This window comes from Vibrio sp. R10-SG3-ISO10, from assembly GCF_059834185.1.
On the sequence record NZ_JCBDHG010000016.1, the window covers coordinates 77945 to 104918 of the forward strand.

Genomic DNA, 26974 nt, shown 5'->3' on the forward strand with positions numbered 1-26974 from the left:
CAGTTTGTCGGCTAGATATCGAACAGCTAGACTAGGCGCTCACTACCCTGTCCCATACTTGTCGCCAGTAAGTCTTAACTGGTTGGTTTTATTGAAGGAACATCATGAACGAGCGCCGTGCTTTAGGCTTAGGTTTATCAGCAGTATTACTCTGGTCAACGGTTGCCACCGCATTCAAACTCACCTTAGCTGAGTTTTCCCCTATTCAAATGTTGACTGTTGCTAGTATCGTTTCCGCGCTGGCACTAATGGCGATTTGTGCCGTGCAAGGTAAGCTTAAAACACTACCGAGTACGTTTCTCTCCAATCCTTGGTATTACCTACTGTTAGGCTTGATTAACCCACTCGCTTACTACGTGATTTTGTTTAAAGCCTATGACTTGCTTCCAGCATCACAAGCACAAGCGATCAATTACAGCTGGGCAATTACGCTTACCCTGATGGCGGCTGTGTTTTTAGGTCAGAAAATCCGTAAGCAAGACTGGATCGCTTGTACGTTTAGCTACTTGGGAGTGATAGTAATTGCCACACAAGGCGATGTACTTGGCTTAAGCTTTGAGAGCCCGCTTGGAGTTGGCCTCGCGCTATTCTCCACCCTGCTATGGGCAAGTTACTGGATTTTAAACACCAAAAACAAAGCGGACCCGATTGTTGGCGTTTTGCTCGGTTTTCTGGTCGCGATTCCATTCGCTATTGGCTTAACGCTGTATGAAGGGCTGAGCTTTAGCCATATATCTACCCAGGGATGGCTTGCCGTCAGCTATGTGGGCTTGTTTGAAATGGGGATTACTTTTGTTCTTTGGTTGAGCGCATTGAAGTTAACTCAAAATACATCGCGTTTGAGCAACCTTATCTTTGCTTCCCCTTTTATCTCGCTGATGTTGCTAGCAACGATTATCGGTGAACAAATACATCCAGCAACTTTGGTTGGCTTGGTACTGATCATTACTGGCCTAGTGATCCAGCAGATCAAATTTGGCAAAAAAGATCACGCCAAACAGCCTGTATAACAACACGTTAACACCGATAGGGTCTTGTTGACCTAGCCTATCTAAAATAGTTGATAGGCTAGCTCACTTCCTTGCCCGCGCACCTCATCAATCTTAGCGGCTAGCTCAGGTGATACATGTAGTGCTTTAGCCGCTTTACTGTTTTCCAGGTAACTCAGCTTTTCACTCTCTTCCAACATCATGTCCCAGCGTTGATGCGCATCTCGCGCCAGATACATCAAGCAAGCCAGTCGTTTCGACTCTACCGCTTTAGCTGGGTGATTAACATTGGCGATGGCATCAACAAGCTGATTAGGGAACTTCCAGCTTTCAGCAAGCACGGCTCCGAGCTCTTGAGCATCAACACCAAGTACTTCTTTTTGTACCTGAGCAGCATTTTCCCCATTGGCGACACGTTGGCTGATAGCGACCGCTTTTTCAGGCTCTAGAGTATGAATCATGAGTTCACCAATGTTATGCAGCACACCAGTACTAAACGCCTCATTGGGGTCAAGCTTGATGTCTCTCGCTATGGTGCTCGCAATTGTCGCTACTTCAAAGGTTGCCGCCCAATAATCTTTGATATTGAGGGTCTCTATCTTGGGAAACGTCGAAGCAAGTATCGAAGAAGAAATTAGGTTACGAATAGCACCAATTCCGATACGAACAATGGCATCATTAATATTCGCCACCCCTTTTACACCACCAAATTGAGCAGAGTTTGCCATCCTTAAAACCCTTGCCAACAATACCTGATCCATTGCCATCTTATGGGCGAGCTCACCGAAGTCGATCGAGTCTCGGTTGACCATCTCCAATAACTCTTGCAGTACACTTTCGATTCGCGGCAACTCGTTAATACGAGAAATCAGTGCTTGTTGACTCATAGAGTTTACTCCTTGCTCTCTTCTCCCCATTTAATATAGGACAGAAATTGATGAATAGGTCGATAAGCCATTCATAAATGGTAGCGGATTATTGCTTCAAGCCTTGTAACCATTGGCGTGGAGAGGTACCTAAAACATGTTGAAAAGCACGCGAGAATCCGGAATAACTACCATAGCCAACTTCATCAGCAACCCAGTTAAGAGGTTTATTCTTTAGTAATAAAGATTGAGCAACTGATATGCGCCATCTCTGCACATAATCTCCGGGGGTTTCACCGACGACCTGCTTAAAAGTCTCAATAAACTGAGTTCGTGACATAGCAGCTAACGAAGCCATTTCGGCAATATTGTAATGACGGACCGGTATCTGGTGAATTGCTGAAACTACAGCAGCCAAGCGAGGGTGCGCCAAGGCAGCAAACAGTCCCTGCTCTATCTGTTGCTCATCAATTAAGTAGCGAAAGATCAGTGCCATTAATGCATCGCTCAACCTATCCATCATAAATTGCTGCCCTGCAGATTCGCTATGCGACTCTCGAAACAACATGTCAATGACAGGGGTTAGGTTGGGTGCAAGTTCAAACGGGATGATGACAACGTCTGGCAAAGCTGACAACAAAGGGTTCACCGGCCCTGCGCGGTACTCGACACTGGCACAGACGAGTTCAGCCCCTTCACCAGTCCCTTCTATCACATGCGGCGTACTGTTAGGTAAATAGATGATACAAGGTTGAGTTAACTGATGCGCTATCCCCAATGAGCTTGCCAACTTCAAATGACCGGCTTTAAGCACATGAAGGTGACCTTGGTTATGTGGGCACTTCTTGAAAGAAGAGACACCGCATAATTGGCCAGAATAGAAAACACCGGTGCGGATAGAGAAATGCCCCATTATTTGTGACAGCAGATCCATGTGACCTCCGAACGATACGCGTACTTTTTAGACTTTTAGTCCCTCTATAGACCGGGAGAGTCGGCTAATTTATTTCATACAAGATAACCAAACATAGGCAAGGAGCTTGTTATGGCACGCATTAAATCAACCGGTAAAAAGCTGACTCTTATAGCAGCACTACTTGGAACCAGTGTCTCACTGATGGCAGCAGATATAGATATGAGTGTGGATGACAATGATCTAGCAATCAAAGGCTATGATCCGGTCGCGTACTTTACTGATGCAGGTGCCGTCCAGGGCAACCCACAGTTTTCCGCCACCTATAAAAATGCCATTTATCACTTCGCGAGCAGTGAAAACCGCGATCAATTCAAAGCAGATCCGCAAGCTTTCGCCCCTCAGTATGGAGGCTACTGCGCGTTTGGGGTGGCAATGGGTAAGAAGTTTGAAACAGACCCACAAGCGTGGAAAATTAAAGACGGTAAGCTTTATCTCAATCTAGACAAAACGGTACAACAGCGCTGGCTAGAAGATACTCAAGGTTTCATTCAAGATGCAAACACCAACTGGACCAGTATAAAAACTGTTGCTGCTGATAAATTATAACCCCTTCCATTCTGCTTATTTCCCTTCCATGGAAAACGGAAGAGCCTAGACTCTTCCGTTTTTTTCTATTTATTCAGGCTAAACCCATTGCCCTGCGACGAAACCGGAACTCCAACACCATTGGAAGTTGTAGCCACCAAGCCAGCCAGTGACATCCATAACCTCACCTATAAAGTACAAGCCTTGAACCTGCTTACACTCCATGGTTTTTGAGGATAGGTGGTTAGTATCTACGCCACCGAGAGTAACCTCTGCTGTGCGATACCCTTCTGTTCCATTTGGCGCAATCTGCCAGTTTTCAAGCTGAGCGGTGACCGCTTCTAGCTGATTAGCATTGAACTGCTTAAGGGGCTTGTCTGTAAATACCTTACGCTCTATCAGTACTTCGACAAGGCGCTTAGGTAGTACTTTAGCCAAGGTATTTTTCAGGCTCTGGTTTGGGTGCTTCTCTAGTGAGCGTTGCAGGAGTTCATTAACGTCAACTTCCGGAACCAAGTTGATCGCAACTTTCTGCCCCGCTTTCCAAAACGAGGAAATTTGCAGTACAGAAGGCCCAGATAAACCACGATGAGTAAACAGCAGTGCCTCTTTAAACACAGTTCCGTCTTGAGCGGTAATTTCAGCCGGAATGGCAATACCAGACAGCTCAGCAAACGCTTCTTTATCTTCTTTGTGCAAAGTGAATGGCACAAGACCAGCACTCGTTGGCACAACGCTGAGGTTAAATTGCTCTGCCACCTTATAGCCGAATGGTGTCGCGCCCAATTTAGGCATGGAAAGACCACCTGTCGCCACAACAAGTGACTCACACTCGATCACACTGGTATTGGCATGTAATTCGAAGCCAGCCTCAGTTTTCTCTATATAATGGACATCTTGCTGATAACGTTGAGTCACGCTTGGTAAGTCACATTCAGCCAATAACATTTTAACAATGTCTTTTGAGTTGTAGTCACCGACACAGAATAGCTGGCCATGATCTCGCTCTTCAAACTCAATCCCATGTTTACTTACCATAGAGATGAAGTCCCAGTTGGTATACTGGGAAAGCGCAGATTTGACGAAATGAGGGTTCTGACACAAGAAGTTGTTGGCTGACACATCGTAATTAGTGAAGTTACAACGACCGCCACCAGCAATTAAGATTTTACGTCCAGGCTTTTTGGCATGATCAAGCACCAACACTTTACGACCGCGTTTGCCAGCTTCCGCTGCACACATCAGCCCTGCAGCGCCCGCACCTATGATGACGACATCAAACTTCTCTGTCATGAACTACTACTCAAATAAAAACCAATAAAAAAGGATGTGCCTGATGCACATCCTTCGCCATTTGCGCGACTATTTTAACGGCATTTTGAGCGAATGCCAATTGACCTAGAGAATCATCGCAGCCAATAAGGTTACCGCAAGTAAAGAGGTCGAAAGAATAAATAGCTCGCGGACTCTATCGCATTTTCCGGTAAACACTTCATCATGATGGTGATGATACTCTTTGCTCTTGATGTAGTGGAACAAACGAACTTGCTTAGTGACGTTACCATGAGTGGTAAAGAAACCGTTACCATCAACTTGTTGGTAAAGTAATGGGTGGGCTTCACGCATGATGTATATTAGAGAACGCAGTGCAGTGAGGTAACGAGCCATATTGACTAGAGTTACCATCATTAGCGCAAATAGAATTGTGTCAGCATTGATCATCTTTTCCTCCCTACATCTTCTGGTATGCCCGGAGAAAAAGACGATCTGCTTAGAGTGTCTTACGCTGAAGTTTATTCAGCAGGGGCATCCATAATTGAAGATGAACCTTCTTTTGCCAAAGCTGCTAAATCTTTATCGATGAAGAACAGCGCTTTGCCATCTTCGCCAACTAGATCTAACTTATCTAAGATCCCTTTAAATAACTTCTCTTCCTCGTGCTGCTCTGCAACGTACCACTGTAAGAAGTTGAACGTAGAATAGTCTTGTGATGTAAACGCAACATGAGCTAGTTTGTTGATTTTTTCCGTAATCATCTGCTCGTGTTCAAACGTCTCACGGAAGACATCACCTAGGCTATTAAACTCGTGCTTTGGTGCTTCAATTGCACCCAGAATAGGCATCGCACCTGTCTCACTCACATATGTGAATAGACGCTGCATGTGCTCCATTTCTTCTACGGCGTGTGCGCGTAAAAATTCAGCTGCACCTTCAAATCCTTTGTCTTCACACCAAGCACTCATTTGTAAGTATAGATTGGATGAGAAAAATTCGAGATTAATTTGCTCATTCAATTGATCGACCATTGCTTGAGAAAGCATTTACCACTCCTACTAAGTCTATGAAGTTAAATTGACTATATCATGTTCACAACCATAACACTTTGTATGCCAAATGTGGATCTGAGATCACTTCAGCAAAATTTATTAATTCAAGGTGCTAATCTTTAATTAGTACCCTTACAAGGAGATAGCACTATGAGTTATCAACATATTTTGGTTGCCATCGACCTCTCTGAGGACAGCAAACTCTTGGTCGAAAGAGCCGTGTCCTTGGCAAAACCACTTGAAGCATCGGTGTCATTTGTTCATATCGACGTCAACTACGCCGAACTCTATACAGGCCTAATTGATATTAATTTGGCTGAAACCCAGCATCAGGCCATCGAAGCCTCACAAAAGCAGTTACAAAATTTGGCGGATCATGCCGATTTCCCGATCAAGCACACGCTCGTCGGCAGTGGTGATCTGAGCAATGAATTGTGCGACACCATTAAAGAGTTCAATATCGACCTCGTGGTGTGCGGCCACCACCAAGATTTTTGGAGTAAACTGCTCTCTTCAACTCGCCAGCTAATTAATTGCTCGCCAGTTGATATGTTGGTAGTACCACTCAAAGACTGATTGCTCGCCAATATTGGTATACACTGGCCCCATAGTTTTTGATAATGAGTCTTAGTTATGGGGTATCTATCTGCGGTCACATTATTGTGGGCGTTTTCGTTTAGCCTGATCGGCGTCTATCTTGCTGGTCAGGTTGATTCTTGGTTCTCGGTATTAATCCGAGTTGCGTTGGCAAGTCTGGTTTTCCTACCTTTTCTTAAGTTCAAAGGGGTCGATAAAGGGCTGATTGCCAAGCTGATGGTCGTTGGTGGCTTCCAACTTGGCCTAATGTATTGCTTCTACTACCAATCTTTCTTATTGCTTTCTGTACCAGAAGTGCTGCTGTTTACCGTCTTTACACCAATTTATGTCACGCTAATTTACGATCTACTTAAACGTCGATTCTCACCATGGTATCTAGTAACAGCGGTCATCGCTGTCGCTGGCGCAGCCTTTATTAAATTTGCCGGAATCAATGAGAATTTCATCGTCGGTTTCTTAGTGGTTCAAGGCGCTAATGTCTGTTTCGCCATTGGACAGGTTGGCTATAAGTATCTAATGGAGAAATACCATGTCGACCTGCCACAGCACGCGATTTTTGGCTACTTCTACTTAGGCGCTTTGTGTGTAGCAACGGTCGCGTTCGCCTTGATGGGCAACCTAGACAAGATGCCAACCACGACGACCCAGTGGAGTGTTTTGGTTTATTTAGGCCTGATTGCTTCTGGACTCGGTTACTTTGCTTGGAATAAAGGCGCAACTATGGTCAATGCGGGAGCCCTAGCAGTGATGAATAATGCGTTAGTGCCAGCCGGCCTAATCGTCAACATTGTGATTTGGAATCGAGATGTAGATATCACTCAATTGAGTATCGGTGGGGCAATCATCCTACTTTCTTTGTGGGTCAACGAGACTTGGGTTAAGCGTAAAGTAGAGCAGAGTTATCAAACCAATCCACAGTAAATAGAATCATTAGATGCAAAAAAGCTCTCCATTGGCGGAGAGCTTTTTTATTGTCTAGAGGATTAATGAAGGTTTGAGCTAGTTTGTGCTTCTGAGCTTTCAGCAATTAAGCGAGATATGCTCACCTTACTTTCCAATTTCTTCTGCTTTTTAATCAGCTTACGTTGCTTGTCAGCTAACTTGAGCAGTTTCTTCTGCTGTTTGTAGTGTTTCTTTATCGCTTTCTTTGCTTTCTTAAGCGCTTTTTTGTCCTCTAAATCAAACATTTCACTGGCTACAGTTTCGGTTTGGCTAGATTGAAGTTGCGCTTTTTCCAGCAAGGCTTTCTCTTTCACCCTCTCAACCACTCTTCTGACGGCTTGCGCTTTTTGCTCTGAGGGTAGATTTGCTTGAGTGTTAGGCAAGGCTTCTGCAAGTAAAGCGCAGCTCTGTTGTTGCTCTAACGGCTTGTTTTGACATGCTTGAGGAGGAATTGCACTTGGCTTACAAAGGGAGTCTTTAGAAGCGGACGAGCGAGCACAAGAACGGCAAAGGTATTTAGGCTCAACCACCAAACGATGAATATCACCCAAATTTTCCGCAATTTGCTTGCGATTCATCTTACAGAAACGTTTAGCCACGCTACAACTCCAGCTAAGAATACGAATAGTTCTTAGTAAGATATACCTGCTTGATAACCAATTAGCAAGGACAAAAATCGCACTATTGATACAGTGTTCGCTAAGTCATTGATGCATTAACATAAACATCAAAACGATTTTTTTTCGTCTCGATGGCCATCATAGGTTTTTGTTGGTTAAGCCAGTCTGCATAGTCAGGCCTTTTCACCACCACCCTTTTAGTAGCAAGGGCTAAGGCGGGTTCCAACAGTCCATCAGCGTCATGATCAGCACCGACCAAAGACTGAAAGACGCGCATCTCTTTTTTCACTAACGCGCTCTTTTTCTTGTTTTCCGGGTGCGGGTACATAGGGTCAAGATAAACCACATCTGGTTTAACAAACTCAGGGTCTTCAGCAAGTTGGCTGAGTGCATTGTGGCTAGATGCGTGAATCAATGACATCCGCTCACTCACCCACGCTCCGATTTCAGGGTCGTTGTTGGCTCGGGTTAGTCCGTCGTCTAATAACGCTGCCACAACCGGATGGCGCTCAACCATCTGAACTTCACAGCCCAGTGAAGCCAATACAAAAGCATCACGCCCCAGGCCAGCCGTACCATCAAGTATCGTTGGTGTGGCACCTTTATTTAAACCAGCCGCTTTAGCGATCGCCTGACCTTTACCACCACCAAACTTACGCCTATGTGCAACCGCACCACTTGCCAAATCAACAAAGATAGCGCCTAGTTTTGGCTCATCCAACTTACGCAACTCTAAACGTTGTTCAGTAAGCACAAGAGCGAATGGGCTGTCATCGCAATGAGTTAACTCCCAGCGTTGGGTTATCTGTTGAAAGCGCTCAGACTGTGTTTGGTCTTCACATAGCAGTTGTAGTTGCACGCAATGTTCCTAGGATATTGTCTCGACTCGGGCGCAGTTTACTGGATCTTGAGCCATTTCACTAAGTATTCTGTTGTGGCGTTAGCTCTGATACTAGCTCAGCAAGTGGTTTCGGTTTGCCGATGACGTAACCTTGAGCATAATCGACTCCGAGCTCCATCAATAGCTCAATAATCTGAGCGTTTTCGACAAACTCAGCGACGGTTTGCTTACCCATCTGGCGAGCAAGATCGTTAATTGAGCGCACCATTAAATGATCCATCTCATTGGTGTCCATATCGCGGACAAAAATGCCGTCAATTTTTACGATATCGACCGGAAGTTTTTTCAGGTAACCAAATGAAGAGAGACCCGAGCCAAAATCGTCCAATGCGATGCAACAGCCCAATGCTTTGAGCTGTCCAAAAAACTCAATCGCTTGATTCATATTACTCATGGCGGCAGTCTCAGTAATCTCAAAGCAGATTTTTTCGCAGGGCACTGAGCTAGACTCCAGTTTCTCTAGTAAATAGGCAGTGAACTCTTTATTGCCCATAGAGTGACCCGATAAATTTATTGAGCACAGCCCCAATTGTTCTAGCGCGTGTGGATGCAACTCAAACCAACTTAATGTCTGACTCACGACCTGCTTATCAAGTAGATGAGCGATGTTGTAGCGCTCTGATGCTGGCATAAAAATACCCGGTGAGATGTACTCACCATCTGCGTTTCTGATTCGAATCAGTATTTCGAAGTGCATGCCCTGCTCTTCACCCGTTAAATCGAGGATCTGCTGGGCAAATAGCTCAATTCGGTTGTTAGCCAGCGCATTGTGCACTAAATTAACACTTTCCATCTCTTGCTCACGACGACGTAACTCTTGGTCGTCTAAGCAATACATACTGTAGCGGTTACGACCCTCTTCCTTAGCAATGTGACAAGCGGTATCGGCTTGGGCGTGGACCATTTGCGGTGAGGAAGCGGTATGGTCTATCAAGCGAATACCTATCGAGCAGTTTAAGTTAAGCCTGATATCTTCCCAGATAAACGCATGTTCGCTTAGGGTATTAATGATGGTCGTCGCCAATTTCTTTGCATCGACCTCGGTACAATCTTTTAAAAGGATGGCGAACTCATCGCCGCCCATACGCGCCAATATCGTGTTGTAAGGTAGAATTTCTTCTAGCATGCTGGCACAAAACTGAATCGCAGCATCTCCCGCTTCATGGCCTGCCGTATCATTGAGAACTTTAAGCTGATCGAGGTCGATATAGAGCATAGCGTGAGTTCGAGTGTAGCTCTCTACCTCTCTCAGGGCCTTTTCCAACTCTGCCTCGAAGTAGTTTCGGCTGTAGGTGCCCGTAAGCAGATCATGTCGAGCCTGATACTGCAGCTGTTCTGATAGCGCCTTAGTCTCTGTTACATCCTCACCAACAATCAGTAAGTGACCAGATTCTGCTAAAGGACGAATATTTTCCCGAACCCAGACGGTATGGCCATTGGCGTGACGATATTCCACTTCACGACGCCATACCCCTTTAATGGCCTGCTTGGGCTGCAACAACACCTGTCGAGGTACCAAGGTTGCCTCATGAAAATAAAACTCTCTTAGCCGATGACCCAACACCTCTTGCGACCCATAACCTAGCAGCTGCTCTGCAAACTGATTCACTTGTTGAATTCGGTTTTGCTCATCGAGAGTCAACATCATGACTGGTTGTTGATCATAGTAGTGGCTTAAGTTAGCCTCGCGTTGGAACAGGCGTTCTTCGGTAATCTTGCGTGAAGTAATATCGCGCGCTTCGAGTAAATATTGAGTGCCTTTATTGGGTAATGGAATCGGTTTAAGGGAAAGTTCTAGCACCATTGAGCCTTGATCAGAGTGCCAAATTTCCGCTTCAAACTGAGCTAGTGTATCGTGCTCAGTGGTAAAGAACTGCTTCAACTGCTGTGATGCTTCAAGCTCCCAATGCCTATGCTGCCAAATGGGGCGGTCAACACTAAAATCTTGGTCATACAGCAGATCCTGAAGCTTACGATTACTCGAAATGATGTGACCATTGCCATCAACAACACCAATAAAGTGATAACTCTGATCAAAAACCATCTCTATTAGGGTTTGACTCTCTTTCGCCAGTTGCTCGCTGCGTTTTATCCGGCTCAAATAGTAAACCAAGCCCATGATAATGACTGCGAGAAATAGCACCACGCTACCGACAACCTTCAGTTCTTGCTGATAACGGTCAGAAAAAGATTGAGGCTTATTAAAGACGACCGAGGTTGCCTCCCCTTCAATACCTAACCCCCACTTAAGTACGGCCTGATAATCGAGCTTAATTTCTGGGATTCCAACTTCTACTTTAGGCAACGGAGCTTGCGGATTTTCGAGTACGCGCAACAAAAGTTTTGCTGTTTGCTGACCATGCTGACGTCCACTTTGAATGACACCACCCACCGCACCATAGCCAAGACCTAAATCATGCACCATATAGATAGGTGCTTTAGAGGCTTCATTTAATCGCTCCCATTGCTCTTGGTGTGCGACAACGGAGCCATCTCTTTCGCGGTAATAAATCCAAAACAGTACACTTGATTGGCTATCGAGTTTTGCGACCAGTTCAAGCAACTGCTCAAACGAACTAGGGATGAAGGAGATAACTTTACTGTAGTAATCAGGGTAGTTAGATAGAAACTGGCCGACTTGCGATCGCACAGCAGTACCAGTAACAGAGTGATCACTGATGATGTAAATAGACTTTACTTCAGGCTGGATGCGCTCAATTAATGAAATATTGCTGTAAAGGTCAATATCTTCTGTCACCCCGGTAGCGTTGAGATCGCGGTGCATAAAGGGGTCATAATCATTGATTCCGCCGAAGATAACGGGGGTGCTTCCCAACAATGGCGCCAAGCGATTCATCAAACTCAGTGCGTTATTATCGCTCACGACAATGGCTTTGAACTGTTCTTGTTCAAACTTGGTTTTATACAGCGAGTAGAGCTGATCAAAATATGCCTCACTCTGGATTCGCTTGGTATCAAGATATAGCACACGTGTCGAGATGTGAGCATTCTTCAACTGCTGCTCTAACCCTTTTTGAAAGGTATCAGTCCAGAAGAAACCTTGGTGATATGAGTGCACCACTAACACATCTTTTTCATTTGCTTGCGCAATAGAGCTGACAACTAGCGCTAGTAGTAAGAGGCACAAACGCACTAAAATAGTCTCAAAATCAATGGAATATGGATATAATTGTATCACCACTGGTGATAATTTGTACTTATTCCACCAAGTCAGGCTGATTTACAAGGACTTATATGCAGGCACACGCGATTAAACTTGATGACTTAGACAAAGCAATCTTGAAGACATTAATGGAAGATGCTCGCACTCCTTACGCCGAAATGGCTAAGCAGTTCGAGGTCAGCCCTGCGACGATTCATGTACGAATCGAAAAAATGAAAGCTGGTGATATTATCCAGGGTACTGAAGTCATTGTTGATACGAAAAAACTCGGCTACGACGTATGCTGTTTTATCGGTATTAACCTCAATGCCGCACGAGACTATCACTCTGCATTGGAAAAACTTAATGCTCTGGAAGAAGTGGTCGAAGCTTATTACACCACTGGAGCATATAATATTTTCGTTAAACTCATGTGCCGCTCAATTGAAGAGCTGCAATACGTTCTCATTGATAAGCTCCAAGCGATTGATGAAGTTCAATCGACTGAGACGCTTATCTCTTTGCAGAACCCTATCAACCGTAACGTTAACCCATAAAAAAACTCGCCGTAGCGAGTTTTAGTATTTGTTAAATACTTACTATTTTGAGTTTAGATAGTGCTTTAGATCATCGACCGAAATACCTTGTTCGGCGATCTCTTTCGCCAACGACTCTATCTGCTCACCTTTACGTGAGTCAATCACTTGCTGAAACTGATAAACCATATCGCGAAGAATTGGCAATGGTACCTGTTTTGCAGCGCTGCGAATACGCTCGCCACTTTGATTGCCTAATTCACTCAAAAGTTTACCAAACATGACCTTTTCTGGAGCCTCTTCCAGTTGCTCCAATAAACGGGCCATCTCGTATGTTGTCATTGACATCGTTGTGATTTATCCACAGAACTCGAAATAAGAAGCTCAAATATACATCGTTTGGTTAGATTATCAAGGCTTGTCAGTGCCTCTAAGCCATTGCGTGATGCCATGTTTTTCCGGCTTTAGACCAAAGAATTGCTAGCGCAGGGGCAACGATCAACATCAGCGTCGCAATCATTACTTGCGGTTCCATACCCATTCTCTGAACGGTGCCAACCACTAAGCCCGAACCACTCATCTGAAACAGTCCTAATAGCGCAGCTGCTGTACCTGCTTTATCACCAAAAGGCGCTAAAGCTTTACCTGCAGCGGCACCCAGAATCCACGCAAAACCAACGGAAGACATAAAGATTGGCAACATGAAAGCAAAGGCCGTTGCTTGGTTTTTCATTGCCAACATTGTAATACCAGCAATCGCCAAAGTAATAATACCCACAGACAAAGCCTTGTGCGTACCAAACTTATCCATGAACTTAGGCGCACTCATACAGGCCACGATGTTAATTGCCGCATTAATACCGAACCACATAGTAAATTGATTCATCGACAAGCCTAAGTTCTCCATCAGTACAACAGGTGCAGAGGTGACATAACCAAGAATAACAGCCATAGCCAACATGCATAGCGTTGCGTGGAAAAGGAAAGTAGGCGTTTTCACAACATCAAGATAGCGGTTGAGCTTGAAAACAGGTTCTTTGCTCAATTGAGGATTAGTCTCTTTTAGTCCTATCCAAAGCATGACTAGAACCACAACAGCAAATCCCGCCATAAAACTAAAGTTAGAGCGCCATCCGAATTGCTGTGTTAACCAACTGCCTAAAATAGGAGCCAAAGCAGGAATGAAACAGATAGCACCATTGAGGTAACTGATCATTTTGCCACTTTTCTGCGGCCCAAAGATATCGCGAACTGTTGCAAAGGCCGCTACCGATGTCGCGCACGCACCTAAGCCTTGTAGCAGTCGAGACATGAGCATCCATTCAATGTTCTGAGCGCTCCACGCCAATAAAGCGCTCACGGCATAGATACTTACGCCTCCCAATGCAACAGTTCGACGTCCTAGTTTGTCTGCTAAAGGGCCTGCAAACAATTGCCCTACACCCATAGCAAACAAGAACCATGTAATTGTGTCTTGAGCTAGTGCATGTTCCACGTGGAACGTAGAAGAGATCATTGGTAGTGCTGGCAAGTAGATGTCTATCGCTAATGGGCTGAATAGAACCAGCAGTGTTAACAACACTAACTGTAATTTACGTGGGGAACTTTCACTTACCGCTTGCACTTTGAACTCCGATGCACTTGATGAATTTGTCGATATTCTAAGCTAAACTAGATATGCCAACTAATGACGTATAGTCATCAATGTTATTCCCAATGAGAATTTCTAATGAATATTGAAAAGCTAGCTCGTATCGATCTTAACTTATTGGTTTGTTTGCGTGTCTTGATAGAAGAATTGAACGTTACTAGGGCGGCACACCGACTGTGCTTAAGCCAATCAGCAGTGAGCAAGAGCCTAGCCAAGCTAAGAACACAGTTTGACGACCCTCTGTTCGTTCGCCATGCCCATGGCCTTAAACCGACACCTAAAGCGCTGTTTTTAAAACCTAAGCTAGAAGTTCTGATTAACCAACTAGAACAGCTGACTCAGCCAGAACAGTTCTCGCCTAGCTCAAGTGACTATCGCTATCAGATCGCTGCGGTGGAAAGCGTTTACCCACTTATTCTTCCTCATTTTTTGCCGGAGATCTTCAAGCGTGCTCCAGGGGTAACCATTAGCACTCACGCCTGGGCAGAAGAGACATTTAGGCAAATACAACGCGGGGAAATTGATTTAGGCATTACTGGCAAAGACATTGATATTAATGACGCAAAGTTAACTATGCTGCCTCCCAGCGATATTTGTGAGCAAGAAATCTATCGAGATAACCAAATGTGCTTAGTCCGTAAGCAGCACCCTGCACTAAACCAAAACTGGAACCTCGAAAACTATCTAACTCAACGTCACGTACAAGTTAGGTGTGACGGTAATGAACGCTGGCTGTTAGATTATCGTTTGGCTGACATAGGTAAAGAGCGTGATATCGCGATTACGGTGCCTGACTTTAACAGCGCGGCGAGCTTGTGCTCATACACCGACTTTGTCTTTACCGCACCGAGTCACTTCGTCAAACTGGCATCAAAACAACTCGATTTAACTGTGCTACCACTGCCAATGGAATTTCCTCCTATGGCTTACACTTTGTTCTGGCACAGAGATAGAGAAAATGACCCTGCCTTGTCTTGGTTACGACAAATTATCCGCGATAAAACCGCTGCTCTTAGATAATTTGCAGGCTGACGGTAAAAAGAGTAGCTTATTCGCATCGTCCAATTTCAGTCACTCTCGTCGACATGGACGCCATAATAATATGAAGGATTAACATAGATGCTTACGACAACAGAACAGCGCCTAACCGCGATTCGTCACTGGATAGCGCAGAACAATATTGATGCCCTACTTATCCCACATGAAGACGAGTATTTGGGTGAATACGTACCTGCACATAACGAGCGTTTACATTGGCTAACAGGTTTTACCGGTTCTGCTGGTGCTGCGGTAATCACCAAAGATAAAGCCGCTATTTTTGTTGATGGTCGCTACACAGTACAAGTGACTAAGCAGGTACCTGCTGATCTGTTCGAATATCGTCACCTGATTGAGGAGCCAGCGCTAGATTGGATTAAAGACCAACTAGTTAATGGCGCATCTGTAGCCATCGACCCGCGCATGCACAACTCTTCTTGGTTAGACATGGCACAGGCAAAACTTGCTGATACACTTGAGTTAAAGATCCTCGACAACAACCCAATTGATGAGCTTTGGCACGATCGCCCTGCTGCTGTGGTTTCTGATGTTCGCCTAATGGCGACAGAAGCAGTCGGACAATCTAGTCAAAGTAAACGCCAAGAAATAGCGCAACTAGTTAATAAATCTGACGCAGACAGCGCAGTGATTACCGCTCTTGATTCAGTTTGCTGGTTGCTTAACGTCCGCGGTCTTGACGTATCACGACTACCCGTTTTGCTTTCTCACGCGATTCTTCATTCAGACTCAAGCGTAGAGTTCTTTCTCGATCCTGCTCGCCTACCAGAAGAATTTGATGCACACGTAGGGACAGGCGTAACGGTTCATCATCCTCAAGCTTTACAAGCGCGTTTAGAAACTCTAAACGGAAAGAAAGTACTGGTGGATCCAGCAACAAGTAACGCATGGTTTAAGCTAATTCTACAAAATGCAGGCGCAACTGTAGTTAGCAAAGCTGATCCTTGCTTGATGCCAAAAGCGGCGAAGAACGCAGTTGAAATCGCTGGCATGAAAGCATGTCATATTCGTGATGGCGTTGCGATGAGCAAATTCCTCTGCTGGCTCGATGCTGAAGTAGCCGCAGGTAGCCTGCATAACGAAGCAACCTTGTCAGATAAGCTAGAAGCATTTCGTAGTGAAGACCCAACTCTGATGGATCTTAGCTTTGATACGATTTCAGCAGCAGGCGGCAACGCAGCGATGTGCCACTATAATCATGAGAATCAGCCAGAGCCTGGTCAGCTTGAATTGAACACGCTTTACCTTGTCGATTCGGGTGGTCAGTACCTAGATGGCACCACAGACATCACGCGCACAATCGCAATCGGTCAACCTTCACAAGAGATGATAAAACAGTTCACGCTAGCTCTAAAAGGTCATATCGGTGTCGCTCGTGCGCGTTTCCCTAAAGGTACACGAGGTTACCAAATTGATACGCTCGCGCGTCAGCATCTGTGGGCAGAAGGCTATGATTACGATCATGGTACCGGTCATGGTGTTGGTCACTTCCTAAGTGTTCACGAAGGGCCAGCTAGTATTTCGAAGCGACAAATCGATGTTCCTTTATCTGAAGGCATGGTGTTATCGAACGAGCCAGGTTATTACCGCGCTGACGCATTTGGTATCCGTATCGAGAACCTAGAACTTGTTGTCGAAACGCCTACCAACGGTGATTTCCCTGTTCTGTCTTTTGAGTCTCTAACACGTTGCCCAATCGACAAGCGTAACATCAATGTAGATATGCTGACTCGACCTGAGCTGGCTTGGTTGAATGACTATCATCAAAAAGTCTGGGATGAGATCAGCCCTCTAGTAGAAGGTGAAGTGAAGGATTGGCTGCGTCAGGCAACCTTACCACTTGCTCATGGCTAGAAACTGGATAACTGGATAACTGGATAACTGGATAACTGGATAACTGGATAACTGGATAACTGGATAAGAATAGAGGGTTGATGTAATGCATCAACCCTCTTTTTATTGCGTGTGTTTCACGTGAAACACTATTTTTAAGACAAGCCTGAATAAGCCGAGTGCCAATCTCGCCAAACAGGATCGAACCCTTTCGCGCGAATCATATCTTCGACCGAAGCTGCGCTTCGCTCATCACTGATCTCAAACTGCTCCAGTTCAACGTCATCCATCGCATAACCACCTGGCTGAGTTTTTGATGCAGCAGACATGGTAGTAATGCCCAAGGGTAAAACATTATCTCTAAACTTCGGAGACTCACGAGTAGAAAGAGACAACTCAACTTCTGGATTCAGCAAGCGATAGGCACAAATGAGTTGGACCAATTGCTTATCTGTCATCACCGATTTTGGCTGAAGTGCTCCCTCACAGGGACGCAATCGCGGGAACGATATCGAGTAACGAGTTTGCCAATACGTACGCTCTAGATAATCCAGATGCGCCGCAACATAAAAGCAATCGGTTCGCCACTCTTCCAAGCCAATCAAGGCACCAATACCAATCTTATCAATGCCCGCTTTTGCCAATCGATCCGCGGTATCTAGTCGATATTCAAAATCCATCTTGTTACCACGCAAGTGGTGCTCAGCATAGGTAGAAGGATGATAAGTTTCTTGATATACCATCACGGCGTCCAAGCCTAAGGTCTTAAGTTCTGCATATTGGTCTTGATCGAGCGGTTGAACTTCCATCGCCAAATAGTTAAAGCGCTGCTTAATCATCGGCACCATTTCACGGAAATAGTTCATGCCAACTTTAGTTTCGTGTTCGCCAGTTACCAGCAAAACACTATCAAACTTCATTCGTTTAATTGCTTCAACTTCCGCAGATACTTCATCTTTGTTTAGGGTGCGACGCTTAATACGGTTCTCCATTGAGAATCCACAATAAGTACAAGCATTGGCGCACAGGTTAGACAAGTACAGTGGAATATAGAGTGACATAGTATTGCCAAACCGTTTACGAGTTGCCGTGTAAGACAACTGAGCCATCTGCTCCAAATAGGGTTCCGCAGCTGGTGAAATCAGCGCTTTAAAATCTTCCAAGTCACGCTTGGGCTTACTCAATGCACGTTCAACATCTTGTGCTGTCTTGGCATAAATCGACATCGAAATGTCATCCCAATTGAGCTGCTTAAATTGTTCAACAAAGCTCATGTTATTCTCGCTTAGAACCTATAGCTCATCTAAAAATGAAGTCAGTGGACTTGATGCGACTGCGTGAGACACCTTACCAGCAAGACCCGCTTCATAAGCCATTCGCCCAGATTCAACTGCCATTCTAAATGCCTGTGCCATAGCGACTGGATCGCTCGATGCAGCTATAGCCGTATTAACAAGTACCGCATCGGCGCCCATTTCCATTGCACGCGCTGCATGTGAAGGTGCTCCAATACCTGCATCCACAACTACTGGAACATTGGCCTGGTCGATGATGATCTCTAGGAAGTCGCGAGAAACGATGCCTTTGTTTGAACCTATCGGCGCGCCTAATGGCATAACTGCTGCACAGCCCACTTCTTCCAACCGCTTACACAACACAGGGTCTGCATGACAGTAAGGAAGTACAATAAACCCTTCGCGAACCAACTGCTCAGCAGCAGCTAATGTTTCAATTGGGTCCGGCATTAAGTACTTAGGATCAGGGTGGATTTCTAATTTCAACCAGTTAGTTCCCAACGCTTCACGCGCGAGTTGCGCGGCAAACACAGCGTCCTTCGCGTTCTTTGCACCAGAAGTGTTTGGTAGCAAGTTTACGCCCGATTGCACTAGAGGCTTCAAAATATCATCTTGTTGGTCGTTCACGTCGACACGCTTTAGCGCCATAGTTGCCAATTGAGAGCCTGAAGCTTGAATCGCTTGCGCCATTAATTGGCTATTAGCAAACTTACCGGTTCCTGTGAACAGTCGTGATTCAAACTGTTTATCACCAATTTTAAGCATCGACTTTAACCCCCTGCGATAGCTTGAAACAAAGAGATACTATCTCCCTGCGAAAGTACTGTGCTCGCCCACTCACTGCGCGGCACAACATTGTTGTTAATTGCAAAAACACACCCCATTTCAGGCAGCTCAAACTGGTGAATGATTTGCTGTATATTTGACACACTGGCAACTTGATGTGATTGGTCGTTGATGACAATAGTGATCACATCGAGTTCTTCAGCAAGTGCTTGTGTTGTTTGTTGTTCTGATAACGCCATTGCTTCCAACTCTCTTAATTCCAATCGTTACTTTAAGTAGACCAATTGGATATTTTGTTCTCGTTAACTTGCACTCTGATCTTGAGCGCAAACTTGGCACTGTTGGTCTTTGCTAATCCCCATGGTTTGCCACTGCATTTTCAAACCATCAAAAAGATGCAGCTTGGCGGTCTCGACATGAAACAGGCCAGTAGCAAGTTTTTGTATCGCCGCCAATGCTTGGTAATTGCCAAGTGTGCCCACCACTGGGCCAACAACACCACTCTCACTACATTTCTGCGTTTGTTGCAGTTCATCGAATGGATACAAACAGCGATAACAAGCCTTACCTTCTTCTCCATCAGCACGACTATTCGCTTGATAGTCAAAGACAGCAAACTGCCCTTGCCAGCCAATTGCGGCTGCAGATATAAGTGGCGTTGTTTGTTCAAAACAAACTTGGTTTATAAGCTGACGAGTTGGCATATTGTCAGTGCAGTCCAACACGACATCCGCCAGCATAATTTCAAGCTGCAACTGTGCCTTGTCGAGCCGCTTGTGAAGCGCTCGAACTTGTATCATGGAGTTAAGGTCAGAAAGCTGTTTAACCGTCGCTTCCGTTTTAGCAAGCTGGAGATCACGTTCACGATAGATGATCTGACGCTGTAAGTTACTACTATCGACCTCATCATCATCAACGACTACTAACTTACCGACTCCCGCCGATGCCAAATAGAGACTCGCAGCACTTCCAAGCCCGCCGCAGCCAATTATCAGTACTTGCGACTTGATCAGTCTCTCCTGACCACTTTCAGCAATTTCTGGCAAAGCGACTTGACGCTGATAGCGGAGGAACTGCTGATCAGTGAGCATGTTGTTCTCTCTCTTCATTAGTTGCTATCGAGATTGAATCAGTAAAGGTTGACTGTCTTTCCTTCATCAACTGGTTGAAAAACTCAATCACAGGCTTGGGTGACTGCGCCAACGTAATCGCTCTAACAACCGCCAAGCTCGAAATGCCGGTTTGCCAAACTTGCTCTGCGTTCGATTGGTCAATACCACCGATTGCAACCGTCGGATAACCAAGGGTCGAAGCACTAGCACCCTCATGCGTGAAACCATAAGGAATGCTATCAATCAATTTTTGATATAGAGCTAAGCGCACTAAACCTTGTGGCTTCGATGGCATCTGCTTAGTGGTGGTTGGGAAGATATGTCCCAGCGCGATGTAGCTAGGGTGGATTTGCACAATACGAAGCAGCTCATAATAGCCATGGGTAGAAAGACCTAAACGAATACCCGCTTTAGTTAGCTGAGCCAAGTTTGACTCTTCTATATCTTCTTGCCCAAGATGGACACCATAGGCACCATGCTTAATAGCTAACTGCCAGTAGTCATTGATAAACACTTGCGCTTGATATTGGCGACCGAGTTCAATCGCTCGAATGATCTGTTGTTCTAAATCGGCTTGTTGTGGGTTCTTAATTCGCAGTTGAATGGTGTTGATACCTAATGGCAGCAAGCGCTCAATCCAAGCAACATCATCGACCACTGGGTAAAGCCCTAAACTCTGTTTAGTTATGCTAGCAAAGTTGACACTCTCCCCTTGCGCAGACCACCCAACTTGTATGCCCAGTCGGCTATCTTCCAGTACGGGGGTTGGGAACTGATTGAAATTCTCAACCCACTGAGTCAATAATTTCTCATTCAACACTGTTTCACGTGAAACATTCGCTTGTTGAGTTGTCATTCCTCGTGCGAGTGTTAACGCATCTTCGATAGGAAAATCGAGTACGGACAACACGACTATCCAAGCAAAGTGATACTCAGGCTCAAATACAGAATTGAGTTTAGACTTAAGGGAAAGTGCTCTCACTTCATCGTTAATGGGATGACGCCAGACATCGAGCTGAAGCACTTCATCCTTTTTATCACAAGCCAAACCATCAGCAATGCCAATATAAATCGCATTAGATGGTTGCTCTGCACAGGCTTCTACCGACAAGCCTGAGCGATAATAAAGTGCAAATGTGTCATCTGACTCAAAGTCGTACCCATCAATGAGATCGGTAGCGATATGTGTAATCTGTTGGTCACGAACAAGCTTAACAGACTGAGTTGGGCTTACACCCAACTCAACCTCTTCGATGCAAAAACCCTGTTCTTTCGCCAACAACAAACATTGCTGAACTAAGCCTGTTAGCTCAATCAATGATGACGGAATTAGGATTTTGCTCATTAGTCACTTACCTCTGCATGAACTGCTGGGTGGTATAGCTCAGAACCTGTCTCTCGGAACTCTTGCGATTTTTGGCGCATACCTTCGAGTGGATCGTCGAGCATTTTGATCGAGATAGCTTGGTCCGCCGCTACTTGTTCAGTATCCTTCGCGTACTCGCGAACCTCTTGTGAGATCTTCATTGAACAGAACTTAGGTCCACACATAGAGCAGAAGTGTGCGACCTTTCCAGACTCTTGAGGTAGAGTTTCATCGTGGTAAGCTCGTGCAGTATCAGGGTCTAGCGAAAGGTTAAATTGGTCTTCCCAACGGAATTCAAAACGCGCTTTAGAAAGTGCATTATCACGGACTTGAGCACCGGGGTGACCTTTGGCTAAGTCGGCCGCATGTGCTGCGAGCTTATAGGTGATCATACCTACCTTAACGTCTTCTTTGTTCGGTAAGCCAAGGTGCTCTTTTGGCGTAACGTAACAAAGCATCGCACAGCCATACCAACCAATCATCGCGGCACCAATACCTGAAGTGATATGATCATAGCCCGGCGCAACATCGGTCGTCAGTGGGCCAAGGGTATAAAACGGCGCTTCATGGCAGTGCTCTAGCTGCTCTTCCATGTTCTCTTTGATCATATGCATCGGAATATGGCCTGGACCTTCAATAATGACCTGAACGTCATATTCCCAAGCAATCTTGGTTAGCTCACCTAGAGTACGAAGCTCAGCAAACTGCGCTTCATCGTTCGCATCGGCTACTGAGCCAGGACGCAAGCCATCACCAAGAGAAAGCGCCACGTCATACTTGGCACAAATTTCACAAATCTCGCGGAAGTGAGTATATAGGAAGCTTTCCTGATGATGTGCTAAACACCATTTCGCGATAATAGAACCACCACGAGAAACAATGCCAGTGACACGTTTTGCCGTCATAGGCACATAGCGAAGCAATAACCCTGCGTGAATAGTGAAGTAATCGACGCCCTGCTCTGCTTGCTCAATCAGAGTATCGCGCATCACTTCCCAGTTGAGGTTTTCCGCAATGCCGTTCACTTTTTCAAGCGCTTGGTACATTGGCACAGTACCGATCGGCACCGGACTGTTACGTAGAATCCACTCACGAGTTTCGTGAATATTACGCCCAGTAGACAGATCCATAACAGTATCGCCACCCCAGCGAGTCGCCCATACGAGCTTCTCAACCTCTTCCTCAATTGAAGATGTCACTGATGAATTACCGATATTAGCGTTTACTTTAACTAAGAAGTTACGCCCAATAATCATTGGTTCAGATTCTGGGTGGTTAATATTGGAAGGGATAATCGCTCGACCTTCTGCGACTTCTTTACGAACAAATTCTGCAGTAATGTCTTTGGGTAAGTTGGCCCCGAAGCTTTGACCAGGATGCTGTTGATTCAGCACCTCATCGCGATAATGAGCGCGACCCATATTTTCACGTAGGGCGATGTATTCCATCTCAGGGGTAACGATACCCTTGCGCGCATAGTGCAGCTGAGTGACACACTGACCATCTTTAGCACGTCTAATTCGTGGCAAATTGCCATAACGTAGCTCATCAAGCGTCTCGTCTTCTAAACGCTCCTTAGTGTATACCGAGCTAACATCGTCGAGTAATTCAGTATCAGCTCGTTCTTCAATCCACCCTTCTCTTAGCTTTGGTAGGCCGCTGTAAAGGTCAATAGTGTGTTCTGGGTCAGTGTATACACCGGAAGTATCGTAAACACGTACAGGCTCATTAGGTTCGAAAATAGGCGCTTCTTTTGTGCCTCCGATAAGACTATCCGCGAGTGAGATTTCTCGCATAGGCACACGAATATCTGGGCGTGAACCCTCTACATAGACTTTGCTTGAATTTGGGTACGGCTGTACCGAAAGTGTATCAATGAACTGTTTTGCTTCCAGTCTCGCTTGTTTGCGACTCGACATAGCATTTTTCCTTGCTTTGTTATTCTTAGATAAAAAGTAATGGGATAAAAATGCTTGGCGGAAAGATGCGACAAGAGGAATCGAATTATGACCTTATTAGTGTGCACTAATGGTATATAACAACATTCGACTATTTGATAGGTAACCAGACAGAACTCTGGTGTAGATATCTTCTCTTGTTCCCTTCGCAGATTTTAATCTGATCAGGTTCAACGGATCCCGAATTAACGGTCTCAGCCTTATGGCACTCCGACAAGTAATTGCAGTATATAAAAACGGCTTGGGTAAACCAAGCCGTGATGAACAATAATTAGCTAAATTTTAACCAACATTAGCTCTTGATGAGTATTTGAAAACCAATCCATGCAGCAGAAATGCTTAAAAAGACATTCAACAACACATTCAAACCCATCTTAAAAAAAGCGCCTTGCTGCATTAGAAGCACATTATCCATAGAGAACGTAGAGAAGGTGGTGAGTGCACCTAGAAAGCCCAATCCGATAATTTGGCGCCATGGCTCGGTGGCTAACATATCATTTTCAAATGCCGCAATAAGCAAACCCATAATGAAAGAACCAACCACGTTAACAGCTAGCGTACCGTAAGGAAATCCGCGCCCAAGAAGTGCAACACAAAGCTCAGAAACAAGATAACGAGAGCATGCACCAAATGCACCACCGAGTGCGATAAAACCCAATATTGAAAACTGACCCATAATTCCTCCGATTGACTGGGTGTATTGTAGCCAAAATACAAGCTCACGGAAGATCATAAATTAAGATTTAGCCATTACTAACTGCAAACATTTTAAAAGTTACAGGAGTCACTTTACTTCAATATACCCCATTAGTCCGGTTTTCATATGCTCGATCACATGACAGTGATACATCCACCGCCCTGGATTATCCGCCACGAACGCTGCGATAGCCGTACCGTTTTTGCCTAGTAAAACAGTGTCAGTATGGAAAGGCTGTTCGACCTTTTTTCCATTGAGCTCCAAAACTGTGAATGTATGACCATGGATATGAATTGGATGATGATACTGAGTGATATTCTTGAGATAGAAAATATAAGTTTTACCCAATTGCAATGAAGCGAGTGGCGCGGGGATATTATCTTTCGACATCCCTTCCCAAGCCCGTTTGTTGGTTAACCAAAACTTAGGAACTGACTTACCATCTTTTCCAACCGGTGAAATTGCTCCTTCCCATTCAAATACGAAATCAATTTTCTCCGCATTGGCCAAATCAAGATCAGGCACTGGATTAAGAGGAAGTTGAGGGATCGGTCTGTGATCGGAAAGATCAGACCTGATCGCTTCAAACTCACACAGAGGAAACGGAAATCTGCCTTTCATGTATCGGACGTAAACGGACTCTCCTTGCTTTGGAGCTCTTAAGGCAAGGTCAACCCTCATACCTGGACCAATTTTATGTTGAGAGAGCTTATAGGGAGTTTTAATCGGGTTACCATCGATGGCTATCACCCATGCTTCCGCCCCTTCAATAGCAATCGGATAGGTAATGGTATTATCGACGTTAGCGATACGCAGCCGAGTAGTGGCATTTTCCTTTAATTGATACATAGGCTCATGTACACCATTAACACTGCTCCACTCTCCGGGGGTTCCCATTCTCGCGCTAAGACGAGGGATCATTAACTCTTTCCACTGCCCCTGTTTATCAAGGTGCCAGTGCTTAAGCATCAACTCGTGTTCTTCATCAAACTCTACTGGAACCGCTTCTTCGACGATGATCAGTCCCACTAAACCCATACCAAGTTGCTTGACGCTATTCATATGTGGGTGATACCAGAAGGTGCCTGCATCAGGTGGGGTAAAGCGATACTCGAAAGTTTCACCCGGCATGATTGGTGCCTGACTTAAGAATGGTACACCATCCATTTCTATTGGAACTCTCAGCCCATGCCAGTGAATCGTGGTTGGCTCTGAAAGCTTATTGGTAAATCTGATCGTAACTTCTTGTCCTTGACGACAACGAATCGTTGGGGCTGGAATCTCACCATTAAATCCAAGTACATTCGTTGTATAACCAGGTACTAGTTCAGCCGTTGCTGGCTCTGCGGTGAGCTCATAAACAAACTCACCTTTACCACTCTTAGCACGAGTTAAAGTACACGCAGGCAAAACGCTTAATGCAGAAACAGCCAATCCTGTTTTAATAAAATAGCGACGAGAAATATCCATAAACTACGACTATTGAGTAAACAAGTTACCAAATGTAACAGATTAGTAAGAATAGTTCTCAACAAGAAATCTAGTTTGAGAGCTATGGATGAAGTACTCGCCTTTAGAAAAACAAAAAGGCTCTGGCATTTCTGCTAGAACCTTGAATATGGCAGAGTGGAAATATTCGACTGGGCTGGCACTCCAGCTCCCAGCACGTTCGTCTTTGGTAGTGGCGAAATCCGCTGCTTTGGTTTGACACACATACGAAAAAAGCCTCAGCATTTCTGCTGAGGCTTTCGAATATGGCAGGGGTGGAGAGATTCGAACTCCCAACACGCGGATTTGGAATCCGCTGCTCTGCCAATTGGAGCTACACCCCTGTAGAATCTTTCAAATTGTAGATTCGAAAAAACCTCGCCATAGCGAGGTTTCGAAATAAGTGGCGGAGCGGACGGGACTCGAACCCGCGACCCCCGGCGTGACAGGCCGGTATTCTAACCAACTGAACTACCGCTCCGCACTGGTTAGACTCTAAGTCTAAATTTAAAGCCTGGCGATGTCCTACTCTCACATGGGGAAGCCCCACACTACCATCGGCGCTAATTCGTTTCACTTCTGAGTTCGGCATGGAATCAGGTGGGTCCAAATCGCTATGGTCGCCAAGCAAATTCTTTAATTCGGAAAGCTGTTATTGTGTTCTCTACACATTCAATTCTGTTCTTGCTTTGAGTCCATCAAAACCCTTTGGGTGTTGTATGGTTAAGCCTCACGGGCAATTAGTACAGGTTAGCTCAACGCCTCACAACGCTTACACACCCTGCCTATCAACGTTCTAGTCTCGAACAACCCTTTAGGACCCTCAAGGGGTCAGGGAAGACTCATCTCAGGGCTCGCTTCCCGCTTAGATGCTTTCAGCGGTTATCGATTCCGAACTTAGCTACCGGGCAATGCGTCTGGCGACACAACCCGAACACCAGAGGTTCGTCCACTCCGGTCCTCTCGTACTAGGAGCAGCCCCCTTCAATCTTCCAACGCCCACGGCAGATAGGGACCGAACTGTCTCACGACGTTCTAAACCCAGCTCGCGTACCACTTTAAATGGCGAACAGCCATACCCTTGGGACCGACTTCAGCCCCAGGATGTGATGAGCCGACATCGAGGTGCCAAACACCGCCGTCGATATGAACTCTTGGGCGGTATCAGCCTGTTATCCCCGGAGTACCTTTTATCCGTTGAGCGATGGCCCTTCCATACAGAACCACCGGATCACTATGACCTGCTTTCGCACCTGCTCGAATTGTCATTCTCGCAGTCAAGCGGGCTTA

At 45.4% G+C, this 26974-nt stretch carries 26 protein-coding genes, 2 tRNA genes, 2 rRNA genes and 1 riboswitch; of the genes, 8 read left to right on the forward strand and 22 right to left on the reverse strand.

The window, feature by feature from the left end; genetic code table 11:
- Positions 1-104 precede the first annotated feature (104 nt).
- Entirely contained in the window at positions 105-1010 is a 906-nt protein-coding gene (locus AC6R16_RS07940; protein ID WP_500674056.1) for a DMT family transporter, read from the forward strand.
- Between the two features lie 41 nt (positions 1011-1051).
- On the opposite strand, the gene AC6R16_RS07945 is transcribed toward AC6R16_RS07940, so the two are convergent.
- Both AC6R16_RS07945 and AC6R16_RS07950 read right to left on the reverse strand, forming a co-directional pair.
- Complete coding sequence (locus AC6R16_RS07945; protein ID WP_425666179.1) at positions 1052-1876, reverse strand: HDOD domain-containing protein; 825 nt, start codon at positions 1874-1876, stop codon at positions 1052-1054.
- Between the two features lie 88 nt (positions 1877-1964).
- Positions 1965-2789, reverse strand: a complete 825-nt coding sequence (locus AC6R16_RS07950; RefSeq protein WP_500674057.1) for an AraC family transcriptional regulator — start codon at positions 2787-2789, stop codon at positions 1965-1967.
- Between the two features lie 111 nt (positions 2790-2900).
- Between AC6R16_RS07950 and AC6R16_RS07955 the strand changes: the two genes are divergently transcribed.
- Positions 2901-3377, forward strand: coding sequence for a YHS domain-containing (seleno)protein (locus tag AC6R16_RS07955; protein WP_500674058.1), 477 nt, complete (start codon positions 2901-2903; stop codon positions 3375-3377).
- Positions 3378-3455: 78 nt separating this feature from the next.
- Here the strand turns inward: AC6R16_RS07955 and AC6R16_RS07960 are convergent, their stop codons facing one another.
- The 3 genes from AC6R16_RS07960 to ftnA form a co-directional block, all read right to left on the reverse strand.
- Positions 3456-4649 (reverse strand): BaiN/RdsA family NAD(P)/FAD-dependent oxidoreductase, encoded by a 1194-nt coding sequence (locus AC6R16_RS07960; protein ID WP_500674059.1) that lies wholly within the window; start codon positions 4647-4649, stop codon positions 3456-3458.
- A 105-nt stretch (positions 4650-4754) separates the two neighbouring features.
- Positions 4755-5078 carry a universal stress protein UspB gene (uspB, locus tag AC6R16_RS07965; protein WP_045954504.1) on the reverse strand — a complete coding sequence of 108 codons (324 nt, stop codon included), beginning with the start codon at positions 5076-5078 and terminating at the stop codon, positions 4755-4757.
- Between the two features lie 71 nt (positions 5079-5149).
- Entirely contained in the window at positions 5150-5677 is a 528-nt protein-coding gene (gene ftnA, locus AC6R16_RS07970) for a non-heme ferritin (RefSeq protein ID WP_004745366.1), read from the reverse strand.
- Between the two features lie 156 nt (positions 5678-5833).
- Between ftnA and uspA the strand changes: the two genes are divergently transcribed.
- Both uspA and AC6R16_RS07980 read left to right on the forward strand, forming a co-directional pair.
- A complete protein-coding gene (gene uspA, locus AC6R16_RS07975) occupies positions 5834-6259 on the forward strand; it encodes a universal stress protein UspA (protein WP_500639325.1) in 426 nt (141 codons plus the stop codon).
- Positions 6260-6316: 57 nt separating this feature from the next.
- Positions 6317-7201, forward strand: coding sequence for a carboxylate/amino acid/amine transporter (locus tag AC6R16_RS07980; protein ID WP_500674060.1), 885 nt, complete (start codon positions 6317-6319; stop codon positions 7199-7201).
- Positions 7202-7263: 62 nt separating this feature from the next.
- Here AC6R16_RS07980 and AC6R16_RS07985 read toward each other — a convergent pair whose 3' ends face one another.
- From AC6R16_RS07985 to AC6R16_RS07995, 3 genes are all read right to left on the reverse strand, one after another.
- Entirely contained in the window at positions 7264-7821 is a 558-nt protein-coding gene (locus tag AC6R16_RS07985) for a hypothetical protein (protein ID WP_500674061.1), read from the reverse strand.
- A gap of 100 nt (positions 7822-7921) precedes the next feature.
- Complete coding sequence (locus AC6R16_RS07990; protein ID WP_500674062.1) at positions 7922-8701, reverse strand: class I SAM-dependent methyltransferase; 780 nt, start codon at positions 8699-8701, stop codon at positions 7922-7924.
- A 61-nt stretch (positions 8702-8762) separates the two neighbouring features.
- A complete protein-coding gene (locus tag AC6R16_RS07995) occupies positions 8763-11897 on the reverse strand; it encodes an EAL domain-containing protein (protein WP_500674063.1) in 3135 nt (1044 codons plus the stop codon).
- A 101-nt stretch (positions 11898-11998) separates the two neighbouring features.
- On the opposite strand from AC6R16_RS07995, the gene asnC reads away from it, so the two are divergent.
- Positions 11999-12463 (forward strand): transcriptional regulator AsnC, encoded by a 465-nt coding sequence (gene asnC, locus AC6R16_RS08000; RefSeq protein WP_500639320.1) that lies wholly within the window; start codon positions 11999-12001, stop codon positions 12461-12463.
- 42 nt (positions 12464-12505) lie between these two features.
- Here the strand turns inward: asnC and tsrA are convergent, their stop codons facing one another.
- Together tsrA and AC6R16_RS08010 are read right to left on the reverse strand one after the other, a co-directional pair.
- Positions 12506-12790: an H-NS-like global regulator TsrA gene (gene tsrA, locus AC6R16_RS08005; RefSeq protein ID WP_069667953.1), complete on the reverse strand. Its 285-nt coding sequence runs from the start codon at positions 12788-12790 to the stop codon at positions 12506-12508.
- 82 nt (positions 12791-12872) lie between these two features.
- Complete coding sequence (locus tag AC6R16_RS08010) at positions 12873-14066, reverse strand: multidrug effflux MFS transporter (RefSeq protein ID WP_500674064.1); 1194 nt, start codon at positions 14064-14066, stop codon at positions 12873-12875.
- Positions 14067-14171: 105 nt separating this feature from the next.
- Here AC6R16_RS08010 and AC6R16_RS08015 point away from each other — a divergent pair, with 105 nt between their 5' ends.
- Together AC6R16_RS08015 and AC6R16_RS08020 are read left to right on the forward strand one after the other, a co-directional pair.
- Positions 14172-15113 carry a LysR family transcriptional regulator gene (locus AC6R16_RS08015; RefSeq protein ID WP_272785980.1) on the forward strand — a complete coding sequence of 314 codons (942 nt, stop codon included), beginning with the start codon at positions 14172-14174 and terminating at the stop codon, positions 15111-15113.
- Positions 15114-15212: 99 nt separating this feature from the next.
- Positions 15213-17003, forward strand: a complete 1791-nt coding sequence (locus AC6R16_RS08020; RefSeq protein ID WP_500674065.1) for an aminopeptidase P family protein — start codon at positions 15213-15215, stop codon at positions 17001-17003.
- A 134-nt stretch (positions 17004-17137) separates the two neighbouring features.
- On the opposite strand, the gene thiH is transcribed toward AC6R16_RS08020, so the two are convergent.
- From thiH to AC6R16_RS08060, 8 genes are all read right to left on the reverse strand, one after another.
- A complete protein-coding gene (gene thiH, locus AC6R16_RS08025; protein WP_500674066.1) occupies positions 17138-18256 on the reverse strand; it encodes a 2-iminoacetate synthase ThiH in 1119 nt (372 codons plus the stop codon).
- Positions 18257-18274: 18 nt separating this feature from the next.
- Positions 18275-19042, reverse strand: coding sequence for a thiazole synthase (locus tag AC6R16_RS08030; RefSeq protein WP_500674067.1), 768 nt, complete (start codon positions 19040-19042; stop codon positions 18275-18277).
- A gap of 5 nt (positions 19043-19047) precedes the next feature.
- Positions 19048-19302 (reverse strand): sulfur carrier protein ThiS, encoded by a 255-nt coding sequence (gene thiS / locus AC6R16_RS08035; protein ID WP_500674068.1) that lies wholly within the window; start codon positions 19300-19302, stop codon positions 19048-19050.
- A gap of 63 nt (positions 19303-19365) precedes the next feature.
- Positions 19366-20154: a thiazole biosynthesis adenylyltransferase ThiF gene (gene thiF, locus AC6R16_RS08040; protein ID WP_500674069.1), complete on the reverse strand. Its 789-nt coding sequence runs from the start codon at positions 20152-20154 to the stop codon at positions 19366-19368.
- The gene (locus AC6R16_RS08045; RefSeq protein ID WP_500674070.1) at positions 20144-21520 is read right to left on the reverse strand and encodes a thiamine phosphate synthase; all 1377 of its coding nucleotides are present in this window, start codon (positions 21518-21520) and stop codon (positions 20144-20146) included. The genes thiF and AC6R16_RS08045 overlap by 11 nt, the downstream gene beginning before the upstream one ends.
- A complete protein-coding gene (gene thiC, locus AC6R16_RS08050; protein WP_500674071.1) occupies positions 21520-23460 on the reverse strand; it encodes a phosphomethylpyrimidine synthase ThiC in 1941 nt (646 codons plus the stop codon). The genes AC6R16_RS08045 and thiC overlap by 1 nt, the downstream gene beginning before the upstream one ends.
- Positions 23461-23623: 163 nt before the next feature.
- Positions 23624-23722: riboswitch (TPP riboswitch) on the reverse strand.
- A gap of 69 nt (positions 23723-23791) precedes the next feature.
- Entirely contained in the window at positions 23792-24175 is a 384-nt protein-coding gene (gene crcB / locus AC6R16_RS08055; protein ID WP_500674072.1) for a fluoride efflux transporter CrcB, read from the reverse strand.
- A gap of 108 nt (positions 24176-24283) precedes the next feature.
- Positions 24284-25666, reverse strand: a complete 1383-nt coding sequence (locus AC6R16_RS08060) for a multicopper oxidase domain-containing protein (RefSeq protein WP_500674073.1) — start codon at positions 25664-25666, stop codon at positions 24284-24286.
- An 88-nt stretch (positions 25667-25754) separates the two neighbouring features.
- Between AC6R16_RS08060 and AC6R16_RS08065 the strand changes: the two genes are divergently transcribed.
- Positions 25755-25904 (forward strand): hypothetical protein, encoded by a 150-nt coding sequence (locus AC6R16_RS08065; protein WP_500674074.1) that lies wholly within the window; start codon positions 25755-25757, stop codon positions 25902-25904.
- 47 nt (positions 25905-25951) lie between these two features.
- On the opposite strand, the gene AC6R16_RS08070 is transcribed toward AC6R16_RS08065, so the two are convergent.
- The 4 genes from AC6R16_RS08070 to AC6R16_RS08085 all read right to left on the reverse strand — a co-directional run.
- Positions 25952-26028 (reverse strand) — tRNA-Trp (locus AC6R16_RS08070).
- Between the two features lie 60 nt (positions 26029-26088).
- Positions 26089-26165: transfer RNA gene (locus tag AC6R16_RS08075), tRNA-Asp, on the reverse strand.
- 31 nt (positions 26166-26196) lie between these two features.
- A 5S ribosomal RNA gene (gene rrf / locus AC6R16_RS08080) occupies positions 26197-26312 on the reverse strand.
- Between the two features lie 91 nt (positions 26313-26403).
- A 23S ribosomal RNA gene (locus AC6R16_RS08085) occupies positions 26404-26974 on the reverse strand; the annotation flags it as partial.

What these genes read in the sequence shown, in the direction of transcription:
- AC6R16_RS07940 (WP_500674056.1), top strand. Translation starts at nt 105, where the DNA reads ATGAACGAGCGCCGTGCTTTAGGCTTAGGTTTATCAGCAGTATTACTC.
- AC6R16_RS07945 (WP_425666179.1), bottom strand. Translation starts at nt 1,876, where the DNA reads ATGAGTCAACAAGCACTGATTTCTCGTATTAACGAGTTGCCGCGAATC.
- AC6R16_RS07950 (WP_500674057.1), bottom strand. Translation starts at nt 2,789, where the DNA reads ATGGATCTGCTGTCACAAATAATGGGGCATTTCTCTATCCGCACCGGT.
- AC6R16_RS07955 (WP_500674058.1), top strand. Translation starts at nt 2,901, where the DNA reads ATGGCACGCATTAAATCAACCGGTAAAAAGCTGACTCTTATAGCAGCA.
- AC6R16_RS07960 (WP_500674059.1), bottom strand. Translation starts at nt 4,649, where the DNA reads ATGACAGAGAAGTTTGATGTCGTCATCATAGGTGCGGGCGCTGCAGGG.
- uspB (WP_045954504.1), bottom strand. Translation starts at nt 5,078, where the DNA reads ATGATCAATGCTGACACAATTCTATTTGCGCTAATGATGGTAACTCTA.
- ftnA (WP_004745366.1), bottom strand. Translation starts at nt 5,677, where the DNA reads ATGCTTTCTCAAGCAATGGTCGATCAATTGAATGAGCAAATTAATCTC.
- uspA (WP_500639325.1), top strand. Translation starts at nt 5,834, where the DNA reads ATGAGTTATCAACATATTTTGGTTGCCATCGACCTCTCTGAGGACAGC.
- AC6R16_RS07980 (WP_500674060.1), top strand. Translation starts at nt 6,317, where the DNA reads ATGGGGTATCTATCTGCGGTCACATTATTGTGGGCGTTTTCGTTTAGC.
- asnC (WP_500639320.1), top strand. Translation starts at nt 11,999, where the DNA reads ATGCAGGCACACGCGATTAAACTTGATGACTTAGACAAAGCAATCTTG.
- tsrA (WP_069667953.1), bottom strand. Translation starts at nt 12,790, where the DNA reads ATGTCAATGACAACATACGAGATGGCCCGTTTATTGGAGCAACTGGAA.
- AC6R16_RS08015 (WP_272785980.1), top strand. Translation starts at nt 14,172, where the DNA reads ATGAATATTGAAAAGCTAGCTCGTATCGATCTTAACTTATTGGTTTGT.
- AC6R16_RS08020 (WP_500674065.1), top strand. Translation starts at nt 15,213, where the DNA reads ATGCTTACGACAACAGAACAGCGCCTAACCGCGATTCGTCACTGGATA.
- thiH (WP_500674066.1), bottom strand. Translation starts at nt 18,256, where the DNA reads ATGAGCTTTGTTGAACAATTTAAGCAGCTCAATTGGGATGACATTTCG.
- AC6R16_RS08030 (WP_500674067.1), bottom strand. Translation starts at nt 19,042, where the DNA reads ATGCTTAAAATTGGTGATAAACAGTTTGAATCACGACTGTTCACAGGA.
- thiS (WP_500674068.1), bottom strand. Translation starts at nt 19,302, where the DNA reads ATGGCGTTATCAGAACAACAAACAACACAAGCACTTGCTGAAGAACTC.
- thiF (WP_500674069.1), bottom strand. Translation starts at nt 20,154, where the DNA reads ATGCTCACTGATCAGCAGTTCCTCCGCTATCAGCGTCAAGTCGCTTTG.
- AC6R16_RS08045 (WP_500674070.1), bottom strand. Translation starts at nt 21,520, where the DNA reads ATGAGCAAAATCCTAATTCCGTCATCATTGATTGAGCTAACAGGCTTA.
- thiC (WP_500674071.1), bottom strand. Translation starts at nt 23,460, where the DNA reads ATGTCGAGTCGCAAACAAGCGAGACTGGAAGCAAAACAGTTCATTGAT.
- crcB (WP_500674072.1), bottom strand. Translation starts at nt 24,175, where the DNA reads ATGGGTCAGTTTTCAATATTGGGTTTTATCGCACTCGGTGGTGCATTT.
- AC6R16_RS08060 (WP_500674073.1), bottom strand. Translation starts at nt 25,666, where the DNA reads ATGGATATTTCTCGTCGCTATTTTATTAAAACAGGATTGGCTGTTTCT.
- AC6R16_RS08065 (WP_500674074.1), top strand. Translation starts at nt 25,755, where the DNA reads ATGAAGTACTCGCCTTTAGAAAAACAAAAAGGCTCTGGCATTTCTGCT.